The organism is Gluconobacter albidus (assembly GCF_002005485.1).
In the GTDB taxonomy this organism is placed as follows: domain Bacteria; phylum Pseudomonadota; class Alphaproteobacteria; order Acetobacterales; family Acetobacteraceae; genus Gluconobacter; species Gluconobacter albidus.
On sequence record NZ_CP014689.1, the window covers coordinates 2853773 to 2876897 of the forward strand.

A 23125-nucleotide genomic window follows, 5' to 3' on the forward strand; every position below is an offset into this window, starting at 1 on the left:
GTGTGAGTGCTCGTCGCCTGGTGCTGTCCGAGATCGAGACAGCGGAAGAGCTCTCGCTCTCTGTTCGTACCTTGCAGGCCATGCGTTTGGAGGGGACCGGACCCGCCTTTATCAAATTGACGCAGCGCCGGATTGGTTATGCGCTCTCTGAGCTGGAACGCTGGATTTCTGAGCGCTCTGTGCGTTCTACGGCAGAGGCAACCGTCCGCGCCCAGCGGGAGGCCGCGTCATGCTGACAGCCTCTCATACGGTTCCTGTGGGTGCGCCATCATTGCGCCGGGCCGGTGGTCTGCTCTGGCCTTGCCTGGAGGATGCCAAGCCGGATCTTCTCACGCGCCTCCTGACGTTCTTTCGTGGCTGTGACGACTACGTGCAGAACAGTCCCTGGCGTCGTGACATGAGTGAGACCATGCGCCTGCATGGTCGGCATGAGTTCCGGCCGATGCCGTCTCAGGCCGCTGTGGTGGGCCTTCTTGCGGCATGGGCAGAACTGCGGAAGGTCCTGCTGGCTGACGACGCCTTTCTTGCCCTGGTCCAGCCGAACGCGCCGGAAGATGCTGCGGATCAGTTCCAGTCCCTCAAAGCAGCTCTGATGTGGTTTCGGGTCGGACTGGATCGGGATGTCCGCACGGTAGAGGCGCGGAACTGGCTGGATGCAATCGGCTGGCAGGACATTCTTGCGCTGGCAGAAAAGCGAGATCAGGCAGCGGAGCAGTTGATCGCCGGGAGAGCTGTTGTCGGTGCGGAAGGGGACATTGCGGCGCTTCCTGCGGTCCAGCGGGAGGGCGCGGTATGATCCAGGTGATGCCTTTCCAGTTTGAAGGTCAGAATGTCCGGGTCGTGAACCGTGAGGGTGTCGCTTGGTGGGTACTGGCGGATGTGTGCGGACTGCTCGGCCATAGCAATCCGTCTGTAGCGGGTCGGCGTCTGGATGATGACGAAAAGGATACCCTAAACATTAGCGAGGGCATCCGGGACGGCGGGGTCTTTGCTGACGGACGGGCTCAGTCCGTTGTCCTCATCAATGAATCCGGTCTCTGGTCTTTGGTCCTGACAAGCCGGAAGTCTGCTGCAAAGCGGTTCAAGAAGTGGGTGACAGGTGAGGTCATTCCTTCAATTCGCCGGACTGGGGCTTATGTCGCGTCTGCTGTGGGCGACACATCCGAGACGCTGATGGCACGTGCTGTTCTGGCAGCTCAGGAAGCGCTCCAGCGGAAAGATGCGGAACTGGTAGCGCTGGCTCCGAAAGCTCTGGCCTATGATCGCATTGCCGGAATGGATGGGCTGCTGACGCTCACGGAATCCGCCAAGGAATGTGGATGGCCGCCGCGTCGGTTCATGGCCCTTCTTCATGAAATGCGCTGGATCTATCGGGCTGGAAACAAGGGCCGGTGGATTGGTTATGCGGACAAGGAGCGGGCTGGATACCTGTCCTACAAGCATTTTGAGCAGACGCATCCTGAGGGTCATCTGGTGAGCCGTCCTCAGGTGGTGGTGACCCCCAAGGGCTTGGCGCGCATGGCACGCATCCTCCCTGCTCTGGAGGATGCGGCATGAGTGGCGGTTTTGTAGGCTCTCGCCTTGGGATTGCCGAACTGGCGATCCTGGGGCTGCTCTTTCCTGCAGAATGCGACGATCTGCCCTCATGGTCTGTGGAAGAAAGGGCGATCTTTCGCCGGGCTGCTGACCTGGTGGCTCAAAAGGGTGATGATCTGCTCGTTCCGCCCGGCGCCGGATGGGATGCGCTTGCTGAGGCGCAGTGGGAAGCCCATGTGCGGGAACCGGGGTGGTGGCCCTTAACGTGGATGATGACGGGGCCAGACGGCGCGTGTTGCGGGCAGGTTCATGACCTGACGCTTCCTTTGCTCTGGGGAACGGAATGGCTCCTGGTGGAATTGGAACGGCGGCGCTTTGCCTATGCAGATCCGGCGATCAGGGCAGCGTCTAATCTTATACGGCAGGCCAAAGCCCGTCTGAATGTGTTGCGTGAGCGTGAAGGTGGTGTCGTCAATGACGTGCCGGATCTTCGTGACGCTTGCGCTGCCCTCTCGGATGCGCTGCAAGGGCGCTGCCCTGTTCTCATGGCGTGGCCCCGTCTGGAGCCTGCACCCGCATGAGGCAGCATGACGCGGGCACGCTCTCACGGATGCTGGCGGAGCGCATCGGTGTTCTAGCGCGGGAGCTGCTGCCAAACGGCCGGAAGGATGGTGCGGAATGGCGGTGCGGGTCTCTGGCTGGCGAGAAGGGGCAAAGCCTTGCCGTCCATTTGAATGGTTCTCGGGCAGGTGTCTGGGCTGATTTCAGCTCAGGTGAGCGCGGGGACGCACTGGATCTAGTGGCGGCCGTTCTGTTCGCGGGAGATCGGCGGGAAGCGATGAAGTGGGCTGTCAGCTGGCTGGGGCTGGGTGACGGAGCTGCACCGACCTTTCGGGCTCCTGAGCGCAGGCAGGTTGCGCCGGATCGCGGGCGTGAGGATCTGGATCAGGAGGCCCAGCGCAAGCGGGCATCCGCGCGAAAGCTCTGGCATGACACCCCGGCCGGTATCGCCGGAACCCCGGTTGAGGCGTATCTCGCCGGGCGGGGCATTGTTCTGCGTGAACTGGGCCGCGCTCCTGGTGCGCTGCGGTTTAATCCGTCTCTCTGGTGTGCCGAGGTACAGAGACCGCTTCCCGCCATGATCGCTGCCATCTGCGGGCCATCCGGAAAGCTGGTGGCTGTTCATCGGACCTGGCTGAGTGAAACGCCAGGCGGCGGCTGGGTAAAGGCCGACCTTCAGAACGCCAAGAAAGTGCTGGGATCATTCGCGGGCGGATGCGTGCGCCTGTGGCGTGGGGCATCGGGCAAGGCGCTGGGTGTAGCTCCGGAAGGTGACGTGACGGTCATCGCGGAAGGCATCGAGACGGCGCTATCCGTGGCTGTGGCCTGCCCTGAGTTCCGGGTGTTATCGGCGGTGTCGCTCAGCAATATGGCGGCCGTCGCTCTGCCGGACACTCTCAAAGACATCATCATCGCGGCTGACAATGACAGCGGGAATGAAAAAGCCCGTCGCGCTCTGGAAGCCGCTCTCAAGAAATTCGCATCGCAGGGCCGCACAGTTCGGCTCGCCATGCCTGAAATCGTACATGGAGACTGGAACGATGTCCTCCGGGGAAAAGACACAGACGGGAAGCCAGAGCGGCCGGTCTGATATTCGCAAGGGAATTGAGAACGCCAAGGTGGTCCAATTTCCAGAAGCCAATCAGGGCAGCGCGAAAGCGCAGGAGGTCAGTGAAGACCGGCGGTTCATTTATCGAGATGATGGGATCTGGCGTCGAAATGGTGATGGCGCGCCCTTTTTCCTCTGTGGGTCCGTCGAGGTGCTGGGGGAATCACGTGATGAAGCCGGGCAGAACTGGGGGCTGCTTCTTGCCTGGCAGGATCGTGACGGTCATCGGCATGAGGAAGCCTTTGCGCGTGCCTTGTTCGCTGGTGATGGCAATGAGATCCGGACACGGTTGGCAGATGGTGGTCTGACGCTGGGCGCAGGCGCTAAAGCCAAGGCGGCTTTCCTGGAGTGGCTGGCGAGCTTGCAGAGTTCTCAGCGGGCCAGAAGTGTCACGCGGATCGGCTGGCATCGGTTTGGCGGCGGAGATGTGTTTGTCCTGCCAGATGAAACGCTGGGGGAGACCTCTGAGCGTGTGGTGTTGCAGACGTTGGATCGTGAAGCATCGCTGTTCGGGGTGGCCGGCACGGTTGAGGACTGGAAGATCCAGATTGGCGCGCTGTGCATGAAAAACAGCCGGCTGGTCTTTGCCGCGTCCTGTGCGTTTGCCGCGCCGCTTCTGGGGCTGCTGGGTGAAGAAGGCGGCGGCATCTCGTTCAGGGGCTCCAGTCGATTGGGCAAGAGCACGGCTTTAAGGGTGGCGGCGTCCGTCTGTGGTGGCACGCCTCAGAACGGGGCAGGAGGCTATATTCGCTCCTGGCGCTCTACTGGCAACGGGATCGAAAGCACGGCGCTGGCGAGCTGTGATGTGCTGCTGCCTTTGGATGAAATTGGACAGCTGGATCCGCGTGAAGCTGGTGAGGTCGCCTATCTGCTTTCAAACGGGCAGGGCAAGGCGCGCGCGTCTCGCACGGGTGGAGCGCGGACCGTGGCGCGGTTTCGCATTCTTTTCCTATCTACCGGTGAGCTCGGACTGGCCGATCTGAACCGGGAGGCTGGAAAGGCGACAAAGGCCGGGCAGGAAGTGCGGTTTGCGGATCTGCCTGCTGATGCCGGACATGGACAGGGACTGTTTGAGCATGTCCATGACCACGACACGCCGGACGCCTTTGCCCGTCATCTGCGGGTGGTCACGGGGCAATATTTTGGTGCACCGTTGCGTGCGTTTCTTCATCGGCTCACAGAGGATCTGGCGCAGTCAGGGAATGAGGTTGTCCAGGATCGGCTTCGGTCCCGAATAGGCGAGATCATGCGGGGATGGTTGCAGCCCTACCCTGAGGCTTCGGGACAGGTGCGAAGTGTTGCCGCCCGGTTTGCGATGGTGGCGGCGGCCGGTGAGCTGGCAACGCAATACGGGCTGACCGGCTGGGACCACGATACGCCCGGCGTGATGGCTGGGATCTGCTTCGAGGCGTGGCTTGCAGAACGGGGCACGGTTGGACGGCGGGAGGATGAGCAAGCCGTGGCTCAGCTACGCGACTTCATTGCCAAGAATGGTGAGGCCCGGTTTGAACGCTGGGTTGATCCTGTCCAGGGGGATGCCGCGCAATCAGAAGAGAGCCAGCCGCCGGGCGAACGGTTCCGCACTCAGAACCGGGCAGGCTGGAAGCGCTGGATGAAGGGAGACGGCGGACGGTATGAATGGCGCTACTTCCTGACCGCTGAAGGGATGTCCGAAGCTCTGGCGGGTCTGAACCGGCGCAATGCTGTGCAGACGCTGATTGAGACGGGATATCTGTTGCCGGGGAAGGCAAAGAACTCTGCTGTCATTTCTCCGCCTGGTCATCGCAACGTCAGGGCCTATGAGGTGAAGGCATCTATCCTCGGAACGGAGGAGGGGGACCGCTGAGGCGGTCTCCTGTTGCCATGCGCTCAGTGCATGGATTGTAGGTGTCTCTTTTGAGTATACCGATACGAGACATTTTCATGAGACACAGGATTGGCGGTTTTCTCTGTCTCATTTGGGTTGATTTTTCTATATGAGACATTTTATAAGAAAGGTCTAGACCCAAACGAGACACTTGGAGCCGCCTCATGACCATTTACGGTTACGCCCGCGTCAGCACGACCGATCAGGATCTGACAATTCAGGAGCAGGCTCTTCAGGCGGCCGGGTGTCAGGTCATTCGATCAGAGAAGGTGTCGGGGACTTCCACCGCCGGGCGTAAAGAGCTGCAAACCCTGCTCGCCTTCCTCCAGGCTGGTGATGTTCTTGTGGTGACGCGGATTGATCGCCTGGCGCGCTCTATCGCGGATCTCCAGACCATCATGCACACCCTCAAGGATAAGGGCGCGGCTTTGCGGTGCACGGAGCAGCCAGTGGATACCACCACGGCGGCGGGCAAGGCGTTCTTGGACATGCTTGGGGTGTTTGCCGAGTTTGAGACGAACCTGCGGCGTGAGCGTCAGCTGGAAGGGATCAAGGCTGCAAAGGAACGCGGGATCTATACCGGCCGGAAGTCCTCCATTGATTCTGAGCAGGTGCATCAGTTGAAGGACGAGGGAATCGGACCGGCTGAGATTGCGAAGCGCTTGGGCATTGGCAGGGCTAGTGTCTATCGCATTCTGTCTGCTGGGTCCTGAGATCGGGCTGGTCCGGCGCGGCCCGGATGTGTGGTCTGCGCGGTCAGCGCAGGAAGTTTCCTTCCCGCGATTTTGTCTTGTTATGCGCATAAAGCATGGCTTGCCCGTTCTGGGCTGACAGAGTGGAGTGTAGTCCAAAAGCTGTCGAGACGAGAAAACCGCAGTTTTCCGGGAAAATGTGCGAACGATCAATAACACCTTTTAGAAGGTGTTACGCGGCAATCTCGAAAGGTGTTATTGGAAAACTTATATAAAACAATACCTTATGAGGCGAGTAACACCTTAACACCTATAACACCGTTTTCAGACTAAGGGAGAGAAAGACAGAGCCAAAGCCCTCTGACATATGCATCAAACGCATATCTCTCAAAAATGCTTGGGTCCCTCCTAGAGGGTTTTCCATCCGGGGGTAATTCGCACCCCGGTAAGCGAGGGTCTCAACATAAACTGAAAGTTGGGTTTCTGTTGTTGCTGCTGCTGTTCGGTGTCGTGTTGCCTTCGAGGCATGCTGACAGCAGAGATGGTCAATCTTTTTCAGATGAGTCCGGATTGAGTCCGGAAGATCCACAGAGTCCGCAAAGCCACAATCCAGCAAGAGCCTTGTAGGCTGCTGGGACAGTCTAGAAATCGCAGATTTTCAAGGGAATAACCGGAGACGGGCATGGTGGGCACACAAGGGCTCGAACCTTGGACCCGCTGATTAAGAGTCAGCTGCTCTACCAACTGAGCTATGTGCCCATGGCCCGTCTACCGGTGGAGCGGCTTATAGCGGGATTTTGCGGGAAGCTGCAAGAGGTTTTTCTTCTTTTCTTCGCGTCTGGTCTGAAAAAGAAGAAAAACCTTGTTTTTCAGTGTGTTATTTCCGGTTGAGGAGGCGCATGACGCTTTCGAACTGCTCCAGGGACGTATAGTCGATCTTCAGGGAGCCGCCCTTTTTGCCGTTATAGGAAATATGGACTTTCAGGCCGAGGCGGGAGGAGAGGTCGTTTTCGATCTGCAGGATTTCCGCGTCCCGGGCCTTTTTGGCCGGGGTCGTGGTTTCTTTGCCGCTGGTAAGGGCTTCCGTCTGGCGGACGTTCAGGCCGCGGGCGATGACGAGTTTGGCGGCAGCGACCGGATCGGAATGGGTGAGCAGGGCGCGCGCGTGACCGGCTGTGAGGTCGCCGTTGCGGACATGCGCGCGGACTTCCGGCGGCAGGTTCAGCAGGCGCATGGTGTTGGTGATGTGCGGGCGGGACTTGCCGACGGCTCCGGCCAGTTCTTCCTGCGTCAGGGTGTAGTCCGTGACGAGGCGTTGCAGGCCTTCGGCTTCTTCGATCGGGTTGAGATCCGCGCGCTGGAGGTTTTCGACCAAAGCTGCGGCCATAGCGTCCGTATCGTCCAGTTCGCGGATATGGACGGGGACGCTGTGCAGGCCTGCAAGCTGTGAGGCGCGCCAGCGGCGCTCACCGGCGATGATCTGGTAATGACCCGGCTTTTCCGGATCGGGGCGGACGAGCAGGGGTTGCAGGACGCCGCGTGAGCGGATGGAGTCGGCCAGTTCGGACAGGCGTTCGGGGTTCATGTCCTGTCGCGGCTGGAAGGGGCTTGGGGCCAGAACATCCACGGGCAGGGACGAATGCTGCTGCGGCTGGGCGTTTGCGCGTGTGGCGCGGGCCAGTTGCGGCGCCTGATCGCCCAGAAGGGCTGCGAGGCCGCGACCAAGACGCGGGGAACTGTCCTTTTTGGCCATCGCCGGTTACGCCTTTGTCTTGTTCTTGTTGCGTTTGATCAGCTCGTCCGCCAGCGCCAGATAGGCGATGGCGCCTGTGGAGCGGGCGTCGTAATCCAGCACCGGGCTGCCATGGCTCTGGGCTTCGGAAATGCGGATATTGCGCGGGATGATCGTCTCGAACACCTGATCGCCAAAGAAGCCGCGCGCATCCTGCGCCACGAGTTCAGAGAGGTTGTTGCGCCGGTCGTACATCGTCAGGATGATGCCTTCGAGATGCAGGTCTGCGTTGAAGGCGCGGCGGACGCGGTCGATGGTGCGGACGAGCTGGCTGATGCCTTCGAGCGCAAAGAACTCGCATTGCAGCGGCACGATCACGCTGTCGGACGCGACCAGCGCGTTGAGCGTCAGCAGGCCGAGGCTGGGCGGACAGTCGATCAGGATCGTGTCGTAATGGCCTTCAAGCGCATGCAGGGCGTCGCGCAGACGGTATTCGCGGCGCTCGTCCCCGATCATTTCAAGCTCTGCGCCGGCCAGTTCGTTGTTGGCCGTGATGATCGAGAGATTCTCGAACGCGGTCGGCTGGGGCAGGGCATGGGGTTCGGCTTCCACCATCAGCGCTGCATAGGTGCCGGTGTTGCGCTGGTCGTAGTCGATGCCCAGGCCGGTTGAGGCGTTGCCCTGCGGGTCCAGATCCACGAGCAGGACGCGCTGTCCCTGACGGGCGAGACCGGCGGCCAGATTGATGGTGGTGGTGGTCTTGCCGACGCCTCCCTTCTGGTTGGTGACAGCAATGATCCGGGTGGTGGGGGATTCGGTTTTAGACGACACGCTTGAAATCACTGACCTTGATGATGGCTCCGCCGGGGTCGGTGCGGCTGGGAACAATGGTGTGGCTCATGTGCCAGTCGGCGCTTGCCTCGGTCAACTCGGCCTGCGCCTTCTGACCTTTCAGAAACAGGCAGAACCCGTCTTCTTTCAGCAATGGCCGTGCCCAGTCCAGGAGCCTGTTGAGGGGGGCCAGCGCCCGGGCCGTGATGATGTCGGCCGGAGGGGGGCTGGCGGCTTCGATACGTTTGGCGATGACCGTCACCTTCGCGTCGCAGATGCGTCCGGCTTCCCGCAGGAAGGCGCATTTGCGCTGGTCCGATTCGATCAGGGTGACGGGGTTTCCTGTGGCGATGGCCAGAATGATGCCCGGAAAACCGCCGCCCGAACCCAGATCGGTGATGGTGGCACCTTCGGGGATCAGTTCGGCAAGCTGGAGGCTGTCCTCGATATGGCGGGGCCAAAGCTGGGCAATGTCCCGCGGGCTGACGAGATTGATTTTCGCGTTCCACTGCACGAGCAGGTCGGCGAAGCGCTCCAGCCTTTCGTGTGTTTCACGTGAAACGGTGGTCATGACAGGGTCCTTACATGGGCCAGCAGGGCGACCAGCGCGGCAGGTGTGACCCCGCGCACGCGCTGTGCTGCGGCGAAACTGGTCGGGCGGGCCTGGGAAAAACGCTCGCGCATTTCGCTGCTCAGGCCGCCGATGGCAGTGTAATCCAGATCGGCCGGAAGGGCGATGGCACTTTCCGATGCGAGCTGTCGAATTTCACGATCCTGCCGGTGAAGATAGCCGCCATAGCGGGCCTCGGTCTCGACATGGCGGCGGACGCGCAGGGGAAGTTCGCCGAACCACGGGGCCAGCGTGTTCAGGATCGTGTGGTCGCCGTTGCTGGCGAGGACATCCAGAACCGTGCGCCGGCGGCCATCCAGAGAGACTTCGAAACCGACGTCGCGGAGGGCCTGCGGCAGGAAGGTTGTTTCGGCGGCGCGGGCCATGGCGGCGTCGAGTTCGGCTTTCTGGGCGGTGAAAGCGGCTTCGCGTTCGGACAGGACGCAGCCTGCGGCGATTCCTTTGGGCGTCAGGCGTAAGTCGGCATTATCCGCGCGCAGGGTGAGACGATACTCGGCGCGGGATGTGAACATGCGATAGGGTTCGCTGATTCCGTGCAGCGTCAGGTCGTCGATCATGACGCCGAGATAGGCGTCGCTTCGGTCTAGCGTCAGCGCCTCGTTTCCGGCCGTGGCGCGGGCGGCGTTCAGGCCTGCAAGGAGGCCCTGTGCACCGGCTTCTTCGTAGCCGGTCGTGCCGTTGATCTGTCCGGCAAGATACAGGCCCGGCAGGCGGCGCAGTTGCAGGGATGGCAGAAGCTCACGCGGGTCCACGTAATCATATTCGACGGCATAGCCTGCCGTGACGATGCGGGCGTTTTCCAGACCGGGCATGGTCGCGATCATGGCGGCCTGCACGTCGGCGGGCAAACTGGTGCTGATACCGTTGGGATAGACCAGATCGCCGCCCGGATTGCCGGGCAGGGCTTCAGGTTCCAGAAAGACCTGATGTGAGCTGCGGTCGGCGAAGCGGACCACCTTGTCTTCGATGGACGGGCAATAGCGTGGGCCGCGACCGGCGATGGCGCCGCCATACATGGCCGAGCGGTGCAGGTTCTCGGTGATGATCCTGTGGGTCTCGGCGGTGGTCTGGGTGATGCGGCAGACGACCTGCGGGTTGGTGATGGCCGTCGTCATGGGGCTGAAGGCCTCGGGCTCGGCATCGCCGGGATCGGCCGGGAGGTTTTCCCAGTCGATGCTGTCTTTGGCCAGACGCGGCGGTGTGCCGGTCTTGAGGCGGCCCATCTGGAGGCCGAGCGCATAGAGCCGTTCGCCCAGACGCTTGGCCGGAGCCTCACCGATGCGTCCGGCGTCTGTCTGGGTGTGGCCGACATGGATGACGCCGCGCAGGAAGGTTCCGGCGGTCAGGACGACGGCGCCGCAGCGGAACGCGCGACCGTCTTCGCAGATGACGCCTGTGATGTGGCCGTTCTCTTCGATCAGGTCTCCGGCGGCGCCTTCGAGGATCGTCAGATTGGGCGTGGCGGCCAGCAGATCCTGAATGGCGGCCCGGTAAAGAGAGCGGTCAGCCTGGGCACGGGGGCCGTGAACGGCCGGCCCCTTGGAGCGGTTGAGCAGTTTGAAATGGATGCCTGCGCGGTCTGCGGCTTTACCCATCAGGCCGTCGAGCGCGTCGATTTCGCGCACGAGATGGCCCTTGCCGATTCCGCCGATGGCCGGATTGCAGGACATGGCGCCGATCGTTTCAAGCCGATGGGTGAGCAGCAGGGTGCGCGCGCCGAAACGGGCCGATGCCGCTGCAGCTTCACATCCGGCATGACCGCCGCCGATCACGATGACGTCGAAATCGCTCACAACCTACTTCCCGATACAGAACTGCCCGAAAATCGCATCGAGCAGGGATTCAACATCAACACGTCCGGTCAGACGCCCCAGAGCCAGCATGGACAGCCGGAGTTCTTCGCCCCGCAGTTCCGGCCATGTCGCGGTCCGGGCACGGTCCAGATGGGTTGCGGCCTCCTGGATTCCGGCGCGGTGTCTGGCGCGGGTCAGCGGGGGCGCGGCGGAACCGGCCATCAGTTCGGACACCCGTTCGGACAGGACCTGCCGCAGCGCATCAAGTCCTTCGCCGGACTGCGTGCTGATCCCTAACATGCCGGGCAGGGCTGGTGCGATGTCGATTTTCGTCCGGATGGGAATTTCCTGTCCGGAAAGGGTGTCGAGGCTTTCATCCGGGCCGATCAGGTGGAGAAGCACGTCCGCCTGTTTCACGTGAAACAGCGCGCGGCGGATGCCTTCGGCCTCGATTTCGTCTTCCGTCTCCCGCAGACCTGCCGTGTCGATCAGACGCAGGCGGACGCCGTCCAGAACCCAGTCGAGTGCGATGGCGTCACGTGTGGTGCCTGCGCGATGGGTGACAATAGCAGAGTCGGTTCCGGATAACGTATTGAGAAGGCTGGATTTTCCGACATTGGGCGAGCCTGCGATCACCACGGTCAGGCCCTGGCGCATGAGTTCGCCGCGATTGTCCTGAAGATGGGCAGACATTTCGGTCTGGAGTTTCGAGAGTTCCGCGACCAGCCCGTCTTCTACGTCCTGCGGCAGGTCTTCGTCCGGGAAGTCAATCAGGGCTTCCTGATGGGCGAGGACGAGGCGAAGGCGCTGTGCCCAGTTGTCGTACAGGCGGCTCAGGGCGCCGTCGGCCTGACGCAGGGCCTGTTTGCGCTGACTTTCGGTTTCAGCGTCCACGAGGTCGGCGATGGCTTCGGCCTGAAGCAGGTCCAGCCGTCCTTTCTGGACAGCGCGACGGGTGAACTCGCCGGGTTCGGCGGGGCGGGCTCCGAGATCGGTCAGGGCGTCGGCGACGCGGGCGATGATGGCGGGGCCGGCATGGAGGTGCAGCTCGAAGCCGTCTTCCCCGGTGTAGGACTTCGGGCCGGGGAGCCAGAGGGCGACGGCATGATCGAGCACGTCTTCGTTATGGCGCAGGGCGCGCAGGCTGGCGCGGCGGGGTTCGGGAAGATGTCCGTTGCACAGGGCGCGCAGGATCGTATCGCTGCCGGGGCCGCTGGCGCGCATGATCGCGATGGCGGCACGGGAGGGGCCGGTTGCCAGTGCGAAAATGACCTGCGGTGTGTGGTCCGGGAGGGAAGAGCGCGTCATGGGGTTCTATGTAGTGCAGGAGGCCCCGTGGTGAAAATGGTTAGCCTGCAATGAAGGGCGTGCGGGTATGAAAAGTATGAAAAAAGGGCGGATCGTTTCCGATCCGCCCTTTTTTCAGACTGTCAGGGAGTGTGAAACGCTTACTGTGCGTCGTCCACGCCCGTGTGGGTCTGCGGAGAGAAGGTCCAGCCTTCGCCGTAAGGCTGCGGCATGTAGGCCATCCAGCCCCTGCTGGAGACGTTCCAGCCAGCTGTGGAGACCGGTGCTCCGGTCGTGCGCAGCTTCTGGATATCGGCAGCGGACACGGTTCCCGGTGCCTTGTTGCCCCAGCCCTTGCGCATGAAGTTCACGACATCGGCCATCTGCTGGTCGGTGAGGTGGCTCTTGAAGCCGGGCATGGCGATAGCGGACGGTGCCGTGTTGGTCGGGGGCAGGATGCCGCCGAAGGCCACGACATTGGCGAGCGACGTCGGATCGTCAGTGATGACGACCGGGTTGCCAGCCAGCGGCGGGAACATGCGGTTGACGCCCGTACCATCGTTCATGTGGCAGATGGCGCAGTTGTGCAGATAGACTTCCGCACCGGCATTGCCCTGAGCACCCTTGTCCAGCAGGGCGGTCGTCTGACCGTCATCCTGGCCGAGGTTATTGCCTTCCGGAACGGCCGGCATGCTCTTCAGGTACTTGGCCGTGGCGCGCAGGTCGTCGTCTGTCCAGTGCTGCGTGCTGTAAGCCACCACGTCGGCCATGCCGCCGAAGACGGCGGAGTGGTCGATACGGCCGCTCTTGAGGAAGGTGACGATATCGTCTTCAGACCAGCGGCCCAGACCCGTGTCGCTGTTGCTGCGCAGGCTCGGAGCGATCCAGTTGTCGATCGGTGCGCCGCCGGACAGGTAGGCGTTGCCGCCGGCCGTTCCGTAGGCCTTGACCTGCATCGCAAAGCCGCGGGGCGTATGACATTCGCCGCAATGGCCCGGACCGTCGACGAGGTATTCGCCGCGTGCGACTTCCGGGTCGCTGATGCTTTTGTCTTCGCCCGGCGTCATGCTCGGGACGAACATGGCGCGCCACACGGCCAGCGGCCAGCGCATGGAGAGCGGCCAGCTGATGTCCGGCGCCTTGTTGGCGACGTCAACCGGCTTCACGCCATGCATGAAGTAGGCATACATCGAACGGATGTCTTCGTCGGACAGGCGTGCGAATTCAGGATAGGGCATTGCCGGGTAAAGCGTTGCGCCATCCTTGCGGATGCCCTTGCGGAGGGCCTTTGTGAAGTCCTCCAGGGTGTAGGTGCCGATCCCGTGTTCCGGGTCCGGCGTGATGTTGGTCGAATAGATCGTGCCGATCGGGCTCTTGATTTCCAGACCGCCCGCATAGGGCTGTCCGTGCAGAGCCGTATGGCAGGCGATGCAGTCTGACAGGCGGGCGACATATTCGCCACGCTTGATCAGCGCTTCATCGGCGTCCTGGGCATGGGCGGCGCCGAACGACACCGCCATGAGGCCGATTGCGGCCGCGAATTTCCATCCCTGTTTCATCTCAGATACCAGCCTGTCGCGAATTGATGCATTGAGCATGTCACGTGCCTCCTTTTACCGTAACGGTCGCCCGTTACGGATGGTCCGCCGTTGCAGGCTCAACCGGACCCTGGGGTACGTTGAGGAACTGGTCGTTGGGGACGCCCTGCTTGTTGTCGCGGGCTTTCACTTCGTCCTCATAGGACTCGTTGGACCGCTTCACGAGGTAGTTGCGGATGTCTTCAATCTCGGCCGGGGACATGGACGTGTCGAAGCGGTCCATGCCGTAGGCGGTCAGAGCGCCCTTGGCGACGAGCTTGTAGAACTTCTCCTGTCCGCGGATCGCACCGGACCACCGCAGGTCAGGCAGAACGCCACCCGAGATGCCGTTGTCGCCATGGCAGGCAGCGCAATACGTCTGGAACTGGAAATAGCCGTTTTTCGTACGGGCTTCATCCCACTTCTCAGGCGGCTTGACCGGCAGGAAGCCGAGTTCGTTCTTCGGCGGGAGTGCGTCCTTGCCGTCCAGCGCGAAAGCGATCACGCGGGAGTGGTTGACGGTCCAGCCGGATGTCCGGGCCACGCCACCGAGGAAGAACGGATAGATGCCGCCCCAGCCCACTTCCACCGCGACATACTGCTTGCCGTTGGCGGTATAGGTGATGGGAGGCGCGATGATGGCGCTCTGTGCCGGGAAGCTGAAGAGATCCTTGCCGTTCGTAGCGTCGTAGGCATGGAAATCGCCGGTTGCGAGACCCTGGAAGAGGAGGCCGCCACCCGTTGCGAGCAGACCACCGTTCCACGGACCCTTGTGGTCAACCGTGAAGGCTGCCTGCTGCTTTGCGGGATCCCAGGCCAGAAGCCAGCCCTTCAGATCCTTCAGGAACTGCGCCTTGTCGGCCTTGTGCTGCGGATCGGCATCGTCGAACAGGCCGATCTTGTTCATGTCCAGTCCGAGATTCCAGCTGTCGTGGTGGGCTTTGAAGCCACCTTTCTGCGGATCGTAGAGGAACGGAACCTGCTGGGCAGGGATGTAGACCAGCTTCGTCTGCGGGCTGTAGGCCATGGAGGCGAAGTTATGGCCACCCAGATCGCCCGGAATGCCGTACCAGGCCTTGCCTGTGAGCGTCCACAGGGCGTCAGGCACATAGTTCGGACGGCCCGTGACGGGGTCCAGACCTGTTGCCCAGTTTTCGTAGGTGTAGGGCTTGCCCGAGATGAATTTTCCGGTCTTCGCATCAATGATGTAGAAGAAGCCGTTCTTCGGGGCATGGACGATCACATGGCGCATTTCGCCGTTGACCGGCATGTCGAGCGTCATGATCTGCTGGACCGAGGTGTAATCCCACTGGTCCATCGGCGTTTCCTGGAAATGCCAGACGTACTTGCCGGTATCCGGGTTGATCGCGACGATGCTGCCGAGGAAGAGGTTGTCGCCCTTGCCTTCGGAGCGGAACTTGTAGTTCCAGGGCGAGCCGTTGCCGACGCCGAGATAGACGAGGTCCGTCACGGGGTCATAGACCAGCGAATCCCAGACGGTACCGCCGCCGCCCTGCTGCTTCCAGGCTCCGCCCTTGCCCCAGGTCGGATAGGCCTTGGACATCAGGATGTCGTCGGAGGCTGCGCCGTCGGGCTTGTTGTCGGGGTTCGGAACCGTGAAGAAGCGCCAGTCCATCTTGCCGGTTTCGGCGTCATAAGCCGTCACGAAACCACGGGCACCGAATTCAGCGCCGCCGTTCCCGATGATGACGCGGCCCTTGGCGATGCGCGGTGCGCCGTCAACCGTGTAGGAGCGCTGGTGGCCGAGCTGGGCTTCCTTGGGGATCGTGTAGACGCTCCAGACCAGCTTGCCGGTCTTGGCATCCAGTGCGATCAGGCGTCCGTCGAACGTGCCGAAATAGACCTTGCCGTTCCAGTAGGCAGCACCGCGGTTGACGGAGTCACAGCAGCCGCGATCGGCGATGTTGCCCGGAACCTTGGGATCGTAGGACCACAGGAGCTTGCCGGTCGCTGCATCCAGCGCCTTCATCTTGCTCCAGTTGGTCGTGGCGTACATGACGCCGTTCACGACCAGAGGCGTGCCTTCCTGACCGCGGTTCGTGTCCAGATCATAATGCCAGGCGAGCTTGAGCTTGCCGACGTTGTCCTTGTTGATCTGGTCGAGCGGGCTGAAGCGCTGCTCGGAATAGGACCGCCCGTAGGACATCCAGTTTCCGACATTGCCACCGTTATCGGCGCTTGTAATTGCTGCGCCCGTATCTTCCTGCGCAAAAGCGACGGGAACAGCAGCTGAGAGTGCCAGTACGGCCGCGCAGCTGAGAAGGCGCTTTTTCGTAACCTTGATCGGCGTCAGTAGACCAGAAGTCATGATCCAACTGTCCTTTTTGTAAAGACTGTTTCCGCTGTGATATTCTGGACCTGTGCAGTCTTGAAAGGGCTAGGGGAAAATCCTGTCCTCTCAATCCAACGATCAGTACCAGATACCGTCAGCATGAGAACTTACTGACCCTATTTTATTGTTTAAGACAAACACGGCTTCTGACGTTTCCGTGAGGGGCGGGGCAGGATGATCCTGAAACGGGCTATGATGTGGCTCCGCGAATGATTACACAGGCGTTCCGGAAAACTTCCGGCCCCCTTTCCGATACAAAAAAGGGCAGTTTTCCAACACATTACAGAGTATTGCTGAAAAGCCTACTGAAGCGGTCCAGTATGTTTATTTCGCATATTGGTATCACGCGATATGCGCTAAGCGCATGGCTAAAAAGCCTCGGTCTTAATGGTAACACTGCCGGATTGACGGTTTTGAGCGGCTCGGGCACCGTGTCGTTCATGCCACAGCTATCCTGCCACTCACCTTTCGGGGCCCTTACCATCAGTGAAGATGAGGGCCAGATCGTCGCTCTGGACTGGGGTTGGGGGCGCGATCAGGAGGAGACTCCACTCCTTCTGAAGGCCCGCGATCTTCTGGAGCGTTATTTTGACGGGGAATCGGTCGATTTCGACGCGCTGCCCTATCGCCCCTACGGGACTCCGTACCGCCAGAAGGTCTGGGACGCGCTGCGCCGGATTCCCTATGGGAAGACACGGACTTACGCGGACATTGCGGCCGAGGTCGGCGGGTCTGCACGGTCGGTCGGTGGGGCGGTTGGGGCGAATCCGATTCCGATCCTGATCCCCTGTCACCGGGTTGTCGGCCGGGCGGGGCTTGGCGGGTATTCGGGGCTCGGTGGCATCGCGGACAAGCATGCCATGCTGCATCTGGAAGGTGTGCTGTAACGGGAGGCTTTTTCCCGTCATTCCGGGCAACAAAAAAGGGGAGCCGGAGTTCCCCTTTTTCATGTCGGCCATGCTGATCCGGGATCAGTTGTTCATGGCTTCGAAGAAGTCGTTGTTGGACTTGCTGTATTTGAGCTTGTCCAGCAGGAAGTCCATGGCGTCCATCGTGCCCATCGGGGCGAGGATGCGGCGCAGGACCCACATCTTGGACAGTTCGGCGCGATCGACCAGCAGTTCTTCCTTACGTGTGCCCGACTTGGTGATGTCGATGGCGGGGAAGGTGCGCTTGTCGGCCAGCTTGCGGTCCAGGATGAGTTCGGCGTTGCCGGTGCCCTTGAACTCTTCGAAGATGACTTCGTCCATGCGTGAGCCCGTGTCGATCAGGGCTGTTGCGATGATCGTGAGCGATCCGCCTTCCTCGATGTTACGCGCGGCGCCGAAGAAGCGCTTGGGGCGCTGCAGGGCGTTGGCGTCCACACCGCCGGTCAGCACCTTGCCCGATGAGGGGACGACGGTGTTGTAGGCGCGGGCGAGACGGGTGATGGAGTCCAGCAGGATGACCACGTCGCGCTTGTGTTCGACGAGGCGCTTGGCCTTTTCCAGTACCATTTCCGTCACCTGGACGTGGCGGGTTGCCGGTTCGTCGAAGGTGGAGGAGACGACTTCGCCGCGGACCGAGCGGGCCATGTCCGTCACTTCTTCCGGGCGTTCGTCGATCAGCAGGACGATCAGGAACACTTCGGGGTGGTTGGCGGAGATGGAGGCGGCGATGCTCTGGAGCATCACGGTCTTGCCGGTGCGGGGCGGAGCGACGATCAGGGCGCGCTGGCCCATGCCGATCGGCGTCACGAGGTCGATCACGCGCGGAGTGTAGTCGCGCTGGTCTTTCTTGCCCTTGCCGCGCGGGGAGGTTTCCGTGACGGCGGCTTCGGACTGTTCGACTTCCATCTTCAGGCGACGCTCGGGGTAGAGCGGCGTGAGGTTGTCGAAGTTGATGCGGGTCCGGACGGTTTCCGGGGCCTCGAAATTGATGGTGTTGACCTTCAGCAGCGCGAAATAGCGCTCGCCGTCGCGCGGGGCGCGGATCTGGCCTTCAACCGTGTCGCCCGGGCGCAGGCCGAAGCGGCGGACCTGCGTGGGGGAGATGTAGATGTCGTCGGGGCCGGGAAGGTAGTTGGCTTCCGGGCTGCGCAGGAAACCGAAGCCGTCCGGCAGGATTTCGAGTGTGCCTTCGCCGTAGATCGCCTGATCGCGTTCGGCAAGGGTCTTGAGGATGGCGAACATGATGTCCTGCTTGCGCATGGACGAGACGTTCTCGATCTCCAGTTCCTCTGCGTAATCCAGAAGGTCGGCTGGGGATTTTTTCTTGAGTTCGGCAAGATGCATGAAAGACGCGCCTTGATGTGCCGGTAGTGGCAGACCTGATAGGGGGAGGGATGCGCGACCGTACAGAAGGCGGGGCCACTGAACGGGGACTGCTTGTGTCAGGCGGTGATCTGTGAGGATTTCGCAGGACGGGGGAAGCAGGAAGCATCCGTAAGGAAAGGGAGACCGGGTGACGGGACGTCACCGGAAAGTCGTCCTTCGCTTACCGGAGCGCGCGAAGCAGTGTCAAGGCTCCTGCGCAGGCTCCGGATCACTTTGATCTATGTCAGATTTCAATCAGGCCTTCAGCATGGCCTCCGCAGTGCGGAGGGAAAGCGCCATGATGGCCAGGGCCGGGTTGGCGGCGGCGGCGCTTGGGAAGATCGAATGATCGGAGATCCACAGATTGTCGATATCGAAACTGCGGCCGACCGCATTGACGACACTGCTCCCGGCATCCGTGCCCATGCGGCAGGTGCCGATCATGTGAGCGGCGCGGTCGATGACGCGGATGTCCTTTGCGCCCACGGCCTCCCACATCTGCGTCAGCAGGCGGGCTGCGTGGTGGTGCATGGCCCATTCGTTGGGGCCGTAGGAGTGCTCGATCAGCGGCTTTGGAATGCCGAAGGCGTCTTTTTCGTCCGAAAGGGTGACGCGGTTTTCGGGGCGGGGCAGACATTCACCGTTGATGCCCATGCCGGCGGAGCGGTTGTATCCGGCGAGCGCGCGGGCGAAGGCCGGGCCGCGTGTTGTGGTGCTGCGGGCGAGGTTCTGGCCCCAGGTTGCGGGCATCATGCCCAGCGACTGCACCAGATAGCCGCCGACGAAATCCGCGTCTTTCGGGCGCATCATGTCTTCGGTGATGGTCAGGGACGGGTAGCCGCGATTGGGGCGGATGTCTTCGTCGAACTCGCCCCAGACCTGTGTGGAGACATGGGTCATGTAGTTCTGGCCGACCTGACCGGAGCTGTTGGCTATGCCGTTAGTCAGGAGCAGGCGCGGGGTTTCGACGGCACCGGCGGCGAGGACGAGGGTCGCGCATTTCTGGCGGTGTTCGACGCCGTTCTGGCGATAGACCACCCCGGTCACGCGGCCTGAACTGTCGCGTTCGATCGTGTGAGCGAAGCAGCCGGGGCGGAGTTCGGCACCATAGGCGACGGCCATGGGAAGCCAGGTGTTGTCCGCGCCCGACTTGGCGCCGTTGCGGCAGCCCTGATGGCAGGCGCCGCAGTTCGCGCAGGCATGGCGGGTGCCGAAATGCGGCTGTTCGATATCGCGGGTAATGAGGGCGGCCGGCCCGTCTGCGTGGCGCAGGCCGAGCGCGTCACAGCCTTCGCGCATTTTCAGCGCGGCGGAGTTCGCGGACGGAGGCGGGTAGGCGTAGCGGCGGTCTGGGTCCCATGGGTAATGGGCGGGCCCGGAGACGCCGATGAAGGATTCCACGCGCTCTATATAGGGGAGCAGTTCATCCAGACCGAAAGGCCAGTCCACGCCCTTGCCGGTTTCGGTGTGCAGGTGGAAGTCGCGGGCGTCCATGCGGGGCATGAAGGCGCCATAATGCAGCAGGGAGCCGCCGAGGCCGGTACCGCTGTTGTTGCCGCCGAAAGCCTGCGGGTTCGTGCCGGCCGAGAGGCGTTCGTGCAACCAGTACAGTTCGCGGGCGGCGACTTCGTCGGGTGTGTGTCCGGTGGCGGTGAAGGCGGGACCAGCTTCCAGCACCACGACGGTTTTGCCGTTGCGGGCGAGTTCTGCGGCCAGCGGCGCGCCACCGGCACCGCTGCCGATGATGAGGGCATCGACGATGTCCGTTTCGGCGAATGTCTTCATAACGGTCGTACTGCTCATTCGCTGGAGTCTGCCATCTGGAGAAGGGGGGCAGTGTCTTTGGGTTCGAAGTCTTCGCGGCTGTCGGGGCCGACGTTCGTGAAGCCCTGAAAGACGGTGTCACCGCCGGTGAGGCTGGAGGAAATGCCGAGGGCCTGCTGGATGCGCGGGTCGCTCATGACGCAGTCCACGACCTCGCCGCGCAGGTCTCCGGACCAGCGTTTCATCTGTGATGCCGTGAGGCGGCCTTCGCGGTCGAGGCCGATCTGCCCGTCCATGACGGCGTCGAGCAGGGGGCCGCGCAGGCCCGGGGCCAGATGGATGAAGCGGAGTCCGTGCTGGTCGGCTGCGACGTCGTCGAGGGTCAGGAGGGCGGATTCCCAGGCTTCGGCATCAGGCGGGAGATCCGCGAAACGCCAGCCGTCGCGGGGGCCGGAAAGCGCGGCGTCGATCCGGGCGGTCATGTTGGTGTCTGTGCCCAGCGGCAGAATTTCGTCGAGGGGCAGCAGAATGGGCAGAAGCGCATCGAGCACGGCATAGGCTTGCAACGACAGCGTCCGGGGCTGCGTCCCTGGGATGGAAAGCCGGGATGTCAGGATCTCGCGGGTGCGGACAGAGAGGTGGTCGGAGTCCAGAATTTCAGGACGGTCGGGCGGGTGGGACATTGCGGCCTCCTGTGTTTTGGTTTCAAAGTCCGGCGATGGGGATGGTTCCGCCTCCCGCTGGGAACGAAGATGCAGTATCCTGCATTCTTAACCTTTTCCGGACATAGTGCCGGGTACGGCACAGACATTTCCCCGCTTCGCGGCGGGACGCAAGACAGGGAAGCAGCATGACGGTCGAAATCAGGGTTCCGGCGCTTGGAGAAAGCCTGACGACTGCGACTGTCGCGCGGTGGCTTAAAAACTCCGGCGACTATGTGCAGCATGACGAGACCATCGTGGAGCTGGAGACGGACAAGGTCAGTGTTGAAGTGACTGCGCCTTCCGCCGGGCGTCTGGAAGATTGTGTGGCGGTGGGCACGGAAGTTGAGATCGGCGGGCTGCTCGGGGCTGTTGACGAGACGGCAGAGGCACCGGCTGCGTCTGAACCTGTCGCGGCTGAACCGGCTCCTGCTCCCAAGACTGCGGCTTCGGAGCCTGTTGCATCGACTGTTGCATCCCCGGCGCGCGTCACGCCTCCCGCTCCGGAAGCGCCGAAGCTCGTTTCTGCCGCACCGGCTCCCAAGCTGTCTTCGCATGAGGCGCGGGAGCGTCGGGTTCCCATGAGCCGTCTGCGTCAGACGATCGCGCGGAATCTGAAGGCGGCGCAGAACACGGCGGCCATTCTGACGACGTTCAACGAGATCGACATGTCCGCCGCCAAGGCGCTGCGGGCGGAATACAAGGACGAGTTCGAGAAGAAGCATGACGGGGCGCGTCTGGGCTTCATGTCCTTTTTCGCGCGGGCCGTTGTGGGCGCGCTGAAGGATTATCCGGCGATCAATGCACAGATCGAAGGCGATGAGATCGTCTATCGCGATTTCGTCAATCTGGGCATTGCGGTGGGCACGGAGCGCGGGCTGGTGGTTCCGGTGCTGCATGATGCCGATCAGATGAGCTTTGCCGAGCTGGAGCGTCGCATCGCCGATTACGGCAAGCGGGCGCGGACGGGCGGTCTGAAGCTGGAGGAACTGTCGCACGGGACGTTCTCCATCACGAATGGCGGGATTTTTGGTTCGCTGCTGTCCACGCCGATCCTGAACACGCCGCAGTCGGGCATTCTGGGGATGCATGCCATTCAGGACCGTCCGGTCGTGCGGGACGGGCAGATCGTGATCCGGCCGATGATGTATGTTGCGCTGTCCTACGATCACCGGATCGTAGACGGGCGGGAGGCGGTGAGCTTTCTCGTTCGGATCAAGCAGCTTGTGGAAGATCCGAGGCGTCTGCTTCTGGATCTGTGATGCCTTTTGCGTGGCTGGTGCGTTGAAGACGTTTCAGTCATGCCGAACGCCGGACAGGTCTCTGTTCCCTCGCGTTCTGTCTGTTGTTCCGAACCCGAGGATGGTGCCCTGAAGATGCGTGATGTTTCCAGACTGACGCGGTTTGCAGTTCTGTTATGTGCGTCCACGACGATGGTCGTGGGGCTGACACCGCTGGCGGCCTGTGCACGGCCGGATGGCGCAGGTCCGGAACTGTCGACGCATCAGCCGGATACGACACCCTCTCTGGGAGCGTCGGTGCCACCGCCGGCCAGCAATCCGCCGACCGATACGCCCCCGCGGCCAGATCTGGCGCCACCGCCTCTGGATATTCCGGATCTGCCGGTTGTGTCCGACGAAGCGGCCCGGGAAGAGGCGTCACGCCTGGCGGTGCTGATGAAGCATACCGTCAAAGGGTTCAGCACATATACGCCCGAGCGTCGCCGGGCGTTCCTGACGCTTGCGAAGGACGAGGTGACGCAGGCGAACATGCCGATTGCGCGGCCGCAGCTTATTATGGTTGTGGATCGGAACGAGCAGATCCAGCACCTGGATTACGTTCTGGCATTGCCGGATGCTCCGTGGGAGTCTCTTGGGGGGACGCCGGTTTCGACCGGGACAACGGGGCGTAAATATTATTACATCACCCCGATCGGTGTTTTCCAGAACACGGCGGACCGTCTGGGTTACCGGGCGGAAGGGACGAAGAACAAGAACGGGATTCGTGGCATCGGCGCCAAGGGATCGCGCGTGTGGGACATGGGGTGGCAGACGGCGATGAAGGGCTGGTTGCCGCGACATGAAACCGGGCAGATCCGGCTGGAGATCCATGCGACGGATCCGCAGTTCCTTGAATGGCGTCTGGGGCATCCGGCGTCGGAAGGCTGCATTCGTATTCCGGCGACCATGAACAAATTCATGGATCATTATGGCCTGATTGATGCTCTGTATGAGCAGGCTGCGAGTTACGATCCGCGTTTTCAGGCGCTGCTTCCGAAAGACCGGCAGCCCACGCCGATTGCGGGAGATCTGGTGGTCGTGGTGGATTCAGGACCACTGACCGAGCCGAAAATCGACCCTATTGCAGATAAAAGACCATTGCCGTAAATATAAAATAA

The 23125-nt window shown here is 61.9% G+C and carries 20 protein-coding genes and 1 tRNA gene; 10 read left to right on the top strand and 11 right to left on the bottom strand.

What is annotated here, in order from left to right; all coding sequences use genetic code 11:
- Nucleotides 1-2 precede the first annotated feature (2 nt).
- The 7 genes from A0U94_RS13035 (at nucleotide 3) to A0U94_RS13065 (ending at nucleotide 5785) form a co-directional block, all read left to right on the top strand.
- Nucleotides 3-236 (top strand): helix-turn-helix transcriptional regulator, encoded by a 234-nt coding sequence (locus A0U94_RS13035; protein WP_231865417.1) that lies wholly within the window; start codon nucleotides 3-5, stop codon nucleotides 234-236.
- A complete protein-coding gene (locus A0U94_RS13040) occupies nucleotides 230-796 on the top strand; it encodes a hypothetical protein (protein ID WP_077803616.1) in 567 nt (188 codons plus the stop codon). Before A0U94_RS13035 ends, A0U94_RS13040 begins: the two co-directional genes overlap by 7 nt.
- Nucleotides 793-1557 carry a phage antirepressor gene (locus A0U94_RS13045; protein ID WP_077803617.1) on the top strand — a complete coding sequence of 255 codons (765 nt, stop codon included), beginning with the start codon at nucleotides 793-795 and terminating at the stop codon, nucleotides 1555-1557. The genes A0U94_RS13040 and A0U94_RS13045 overlap by 4 nt, the downstream gene beginning before the upstream one ends.
- Entirely contained in the window at nucleotides 1554-2117 is a 564-nt protein-coding gene (locus tag A0U94_RS13050) for a hypothetical protein (protein ID WP_062032645.1), read from the top strand. The genes A0U94_RS13045 and A0U94_RS13050 overlap by 4 nt, the downstream gene beginning before the upstream one ends.
- Nucleotides 2114-3187 (top strand): DUF7146 domain-containing protein, encoded by a 1074-nt coding sequence (locus A0U94_RS13055; RefSeq protein WP_174694465.1) that lies wholly within the window; start codon nucleotides 2114-2116, stop codon nucleotides 3185-3187. The genes A0U94_RS13050 and A0U94_RS13055 overlap by 4 nt, the downstream gene beginning before the upstream one ends.
- Complete coding sequence (locus A0U94_RS13060) at nucleotides 3138-5051, top strand: DUF927 domain-containing protein (RefSeq protein ID WP_077803618.1); 1914 nt, start codon at nucleotides 3138-3140, stop codon at nucleotides 5049-5051. The genes A0U94_RS13055 and A0U94_RS13060 overlap by 50 nt, the downstream gene beginning before the upstream one ends.
- A gap of 185 nt (nucleotides 5052-5236) precedes the next feature.
- The gene (locus tag A0U94_RS13065; protein ID WP_077803619.1) at nucleotides 5237-5785 is read left to right on the top strand and encodes a recombinase family protein; all 549 of its coding nucleotides are present in this window, start codon (nucleotides 5237-5239) and stop codon (nucleotides 5783-5785) included.
- A 662-nt stretch (nucleotides 5786-6447) separates the two neighbouring features.
- Here A0U94_RS13065 and A0U94_RS13075 read toward each other — a convergent pair.
- The 8 genes from A0U94_RS13075 to A0U94_RS13110 form a co-directional block, all read right to left on the bottom strand.
- A tRNA-Lys gene (locus A0U94_RS13075) sits at nucleotides 6448-6523 on the bottom strand.
- A 118-nt stretch (nucleotides 6524-6641) separates the two neighbouring features.
- Nucleotides 6642-7517, bottom strand: a complete 876-nt coding sequence (locus A0U94_RS13080) for a ParB/RepB/Spo0J family partition protein (protein ID WP_062107143.1) — start codon at nucleotides 7515-7517, stop codon at nucleotides 6642-6644.
- 6 nt (nucleotides 7518-7523) lie between these two features.
- Nucleotides 7524-8327, bottom strand: a complete 804-nt coding sequence (locus A0U94_RS13085) for a ParA family protein (protein ID WP_062032627.1) — start codon at nucleotides 8325-8327, stop codon at nucleotides 7524-7526.
- Nucleotides 8317-8898 (bottom strand): 16S rRNA (guanine(527)-N(7))-methyltransferase RsmG, encoded by a 582-nt coding sequence (gene rsmG / locus A0U94_RS13090; RefSeq protein WP_077803621.1) that lies wholly within the window; start codon nucleotides 8896-8898, stop codon nucleotides 8317-8319. The genes A0U94_RS13085 and rsmG overlap by 11 nt, the downstream gene beginning before the upstream one ends.
- A complete protein-coding gene (mnmG, locus tag A0U94_RS13095; RefSeq protein ID WP_062107136.1) occupies nucleotides 8895-10751 on the bottom strand; it encodes a tRNA uridine-5-carboxymethylaminomethyl(34) synthesis enzyme MnmG in 1857 nt (618 codons plus the stop codon). Before mnmG ends, rsmG begins: the two co-directional genes overlap by 4 nt.
- A 3-nt stretch (nucleotides 10752-10754) precedes the next feature.
- Nucleotides 10755-12059 carry a tRNA uridine-5-carboxymethylaminomethyl(34) synthesis GTPase MnmE gene (mnmE, locus tag A0U94_RS13100; protein ID WP_077803622.1) on the bottom strand — a complete coding sequence of 435 codons (1305 nt, stop codon included), beginning with the start codon at nucleotides 12057-12059 and terminating at the stop codon, nucleotides 10755-10757.
- Nucleotides 12060-12199: 140 nt separating this feature from the next.
- A complete protein-coding gene (locus tag A0U94_RS13105; RefSeq protein ID WP_077803623.1) occupies nucleotides 12200-13636 on the bottom strand; it encodes a cytochrome c in 1437 nt (478 codons plus the stop codon).
- 34 nt (nucleotides 13637-13670) lie between these two features.
- Entirely contained in the window at nucleotides 13671-15944 is a 2274-nt protein-coding gene (locus tag A0U94_RS13110) for a PQQ-dependent dehydrogenase, methanol/ethanol family (RefSeq protein WP_062032617.1), read from the bottom strand.
- Nucleotides 15945-16408: 464 nt separating this feature from the next.
- Here A0U94_RS13110 and A0U94_RS13115 point away from each other — a divergent pair, with 464 nt between their 5' ends.
- On the top strand, nucleotides 16409-16855 hold the full coding sequence (locus A0U94_RS13115) for a methylated-DNA--[protein]-cysteine S-methyltransferase (protein ID WP_062032882.1): 447 nt from the start codon (nucleotides 16409-16411) through the stop codon (nucleotides 16853-16855).
- Between the two features lie 84 nt (nucleotides 16856-16939).
- On the opposite strand, the gene rho is transcribed toward A0U94_RS13115, so the two are convergent.
- The 3 genes from rho to A0U94_RS13130 form a co-directional block, all read right to left on the bottom strand.
- Nucleotides 16940-18241: a transcription termination factor Rho gene (gene rho / locus A0U94_RS13120; protein ID WP_062032614.1), complete on the bottom strand. Its 1302-nt coding sequence runs from the start codon at nucleotides 18239-18241 to the stop codon at nucleotides 16940-16942.
- 276 nt (nucleotides 18242-18517) lie between these two features.
- Entirely contained in the window at nucleotides 18518-20047 is a 1530-nt protein-coding gene (locus A0U94_RS13125) for a GMC family oxidoreductase (protein ID WP_077803624.1), read from the bottom strand.
- Between the two features lie 14 nt (nucleotides 20048-20061).
- Nucleotides 20062-20709 (bottom strand): gluconate 2-dehydrogenase subunit 3 family protein, encoded by a 648-nt coding sequence (locus tag A0U94_RS13130; protein ID WP_077803625.1) that lies wholly within the window; start codon nucleotides 20707-20709, stop codon nucleotides 20062-20064.
- Between the two features lie 167 nt (nucleotides 20710-20876).
- Between A0U94_RS13130 and sucB the strand changes: the two genes are divergently transcribed.
- Together sucB and A0U94_RS13140 are read left to right on the top strand one after the other, a co-directional pair.
- A complete protein-coding gene (gene sucB / locus A0U94_RS13135) occupies nucleotides 20877-21989 on the top strand; it encodes a dihydrolipoyllysine-residue succinyltransferase (protein ID WP_077803626.1) in 1113 nt (370 codons plus the stop codon).
- A gap of 114 nt (nucleotides 21990-22103) precedes the next feature.
- Nucleotides 22104-23114, top strand: a complete 1011-nt coding sequence (locus A0U94_RS13140) for a L,D-transpeptidase (RefSeq protein ID WP_062032874.1) — start codon at nucleotides 22104-22106, stop codon at nucleotides 23112-23114.
- The last annotated feature ends 11 nt before the right edge of the window (nucleotides 23115-23125 follow it).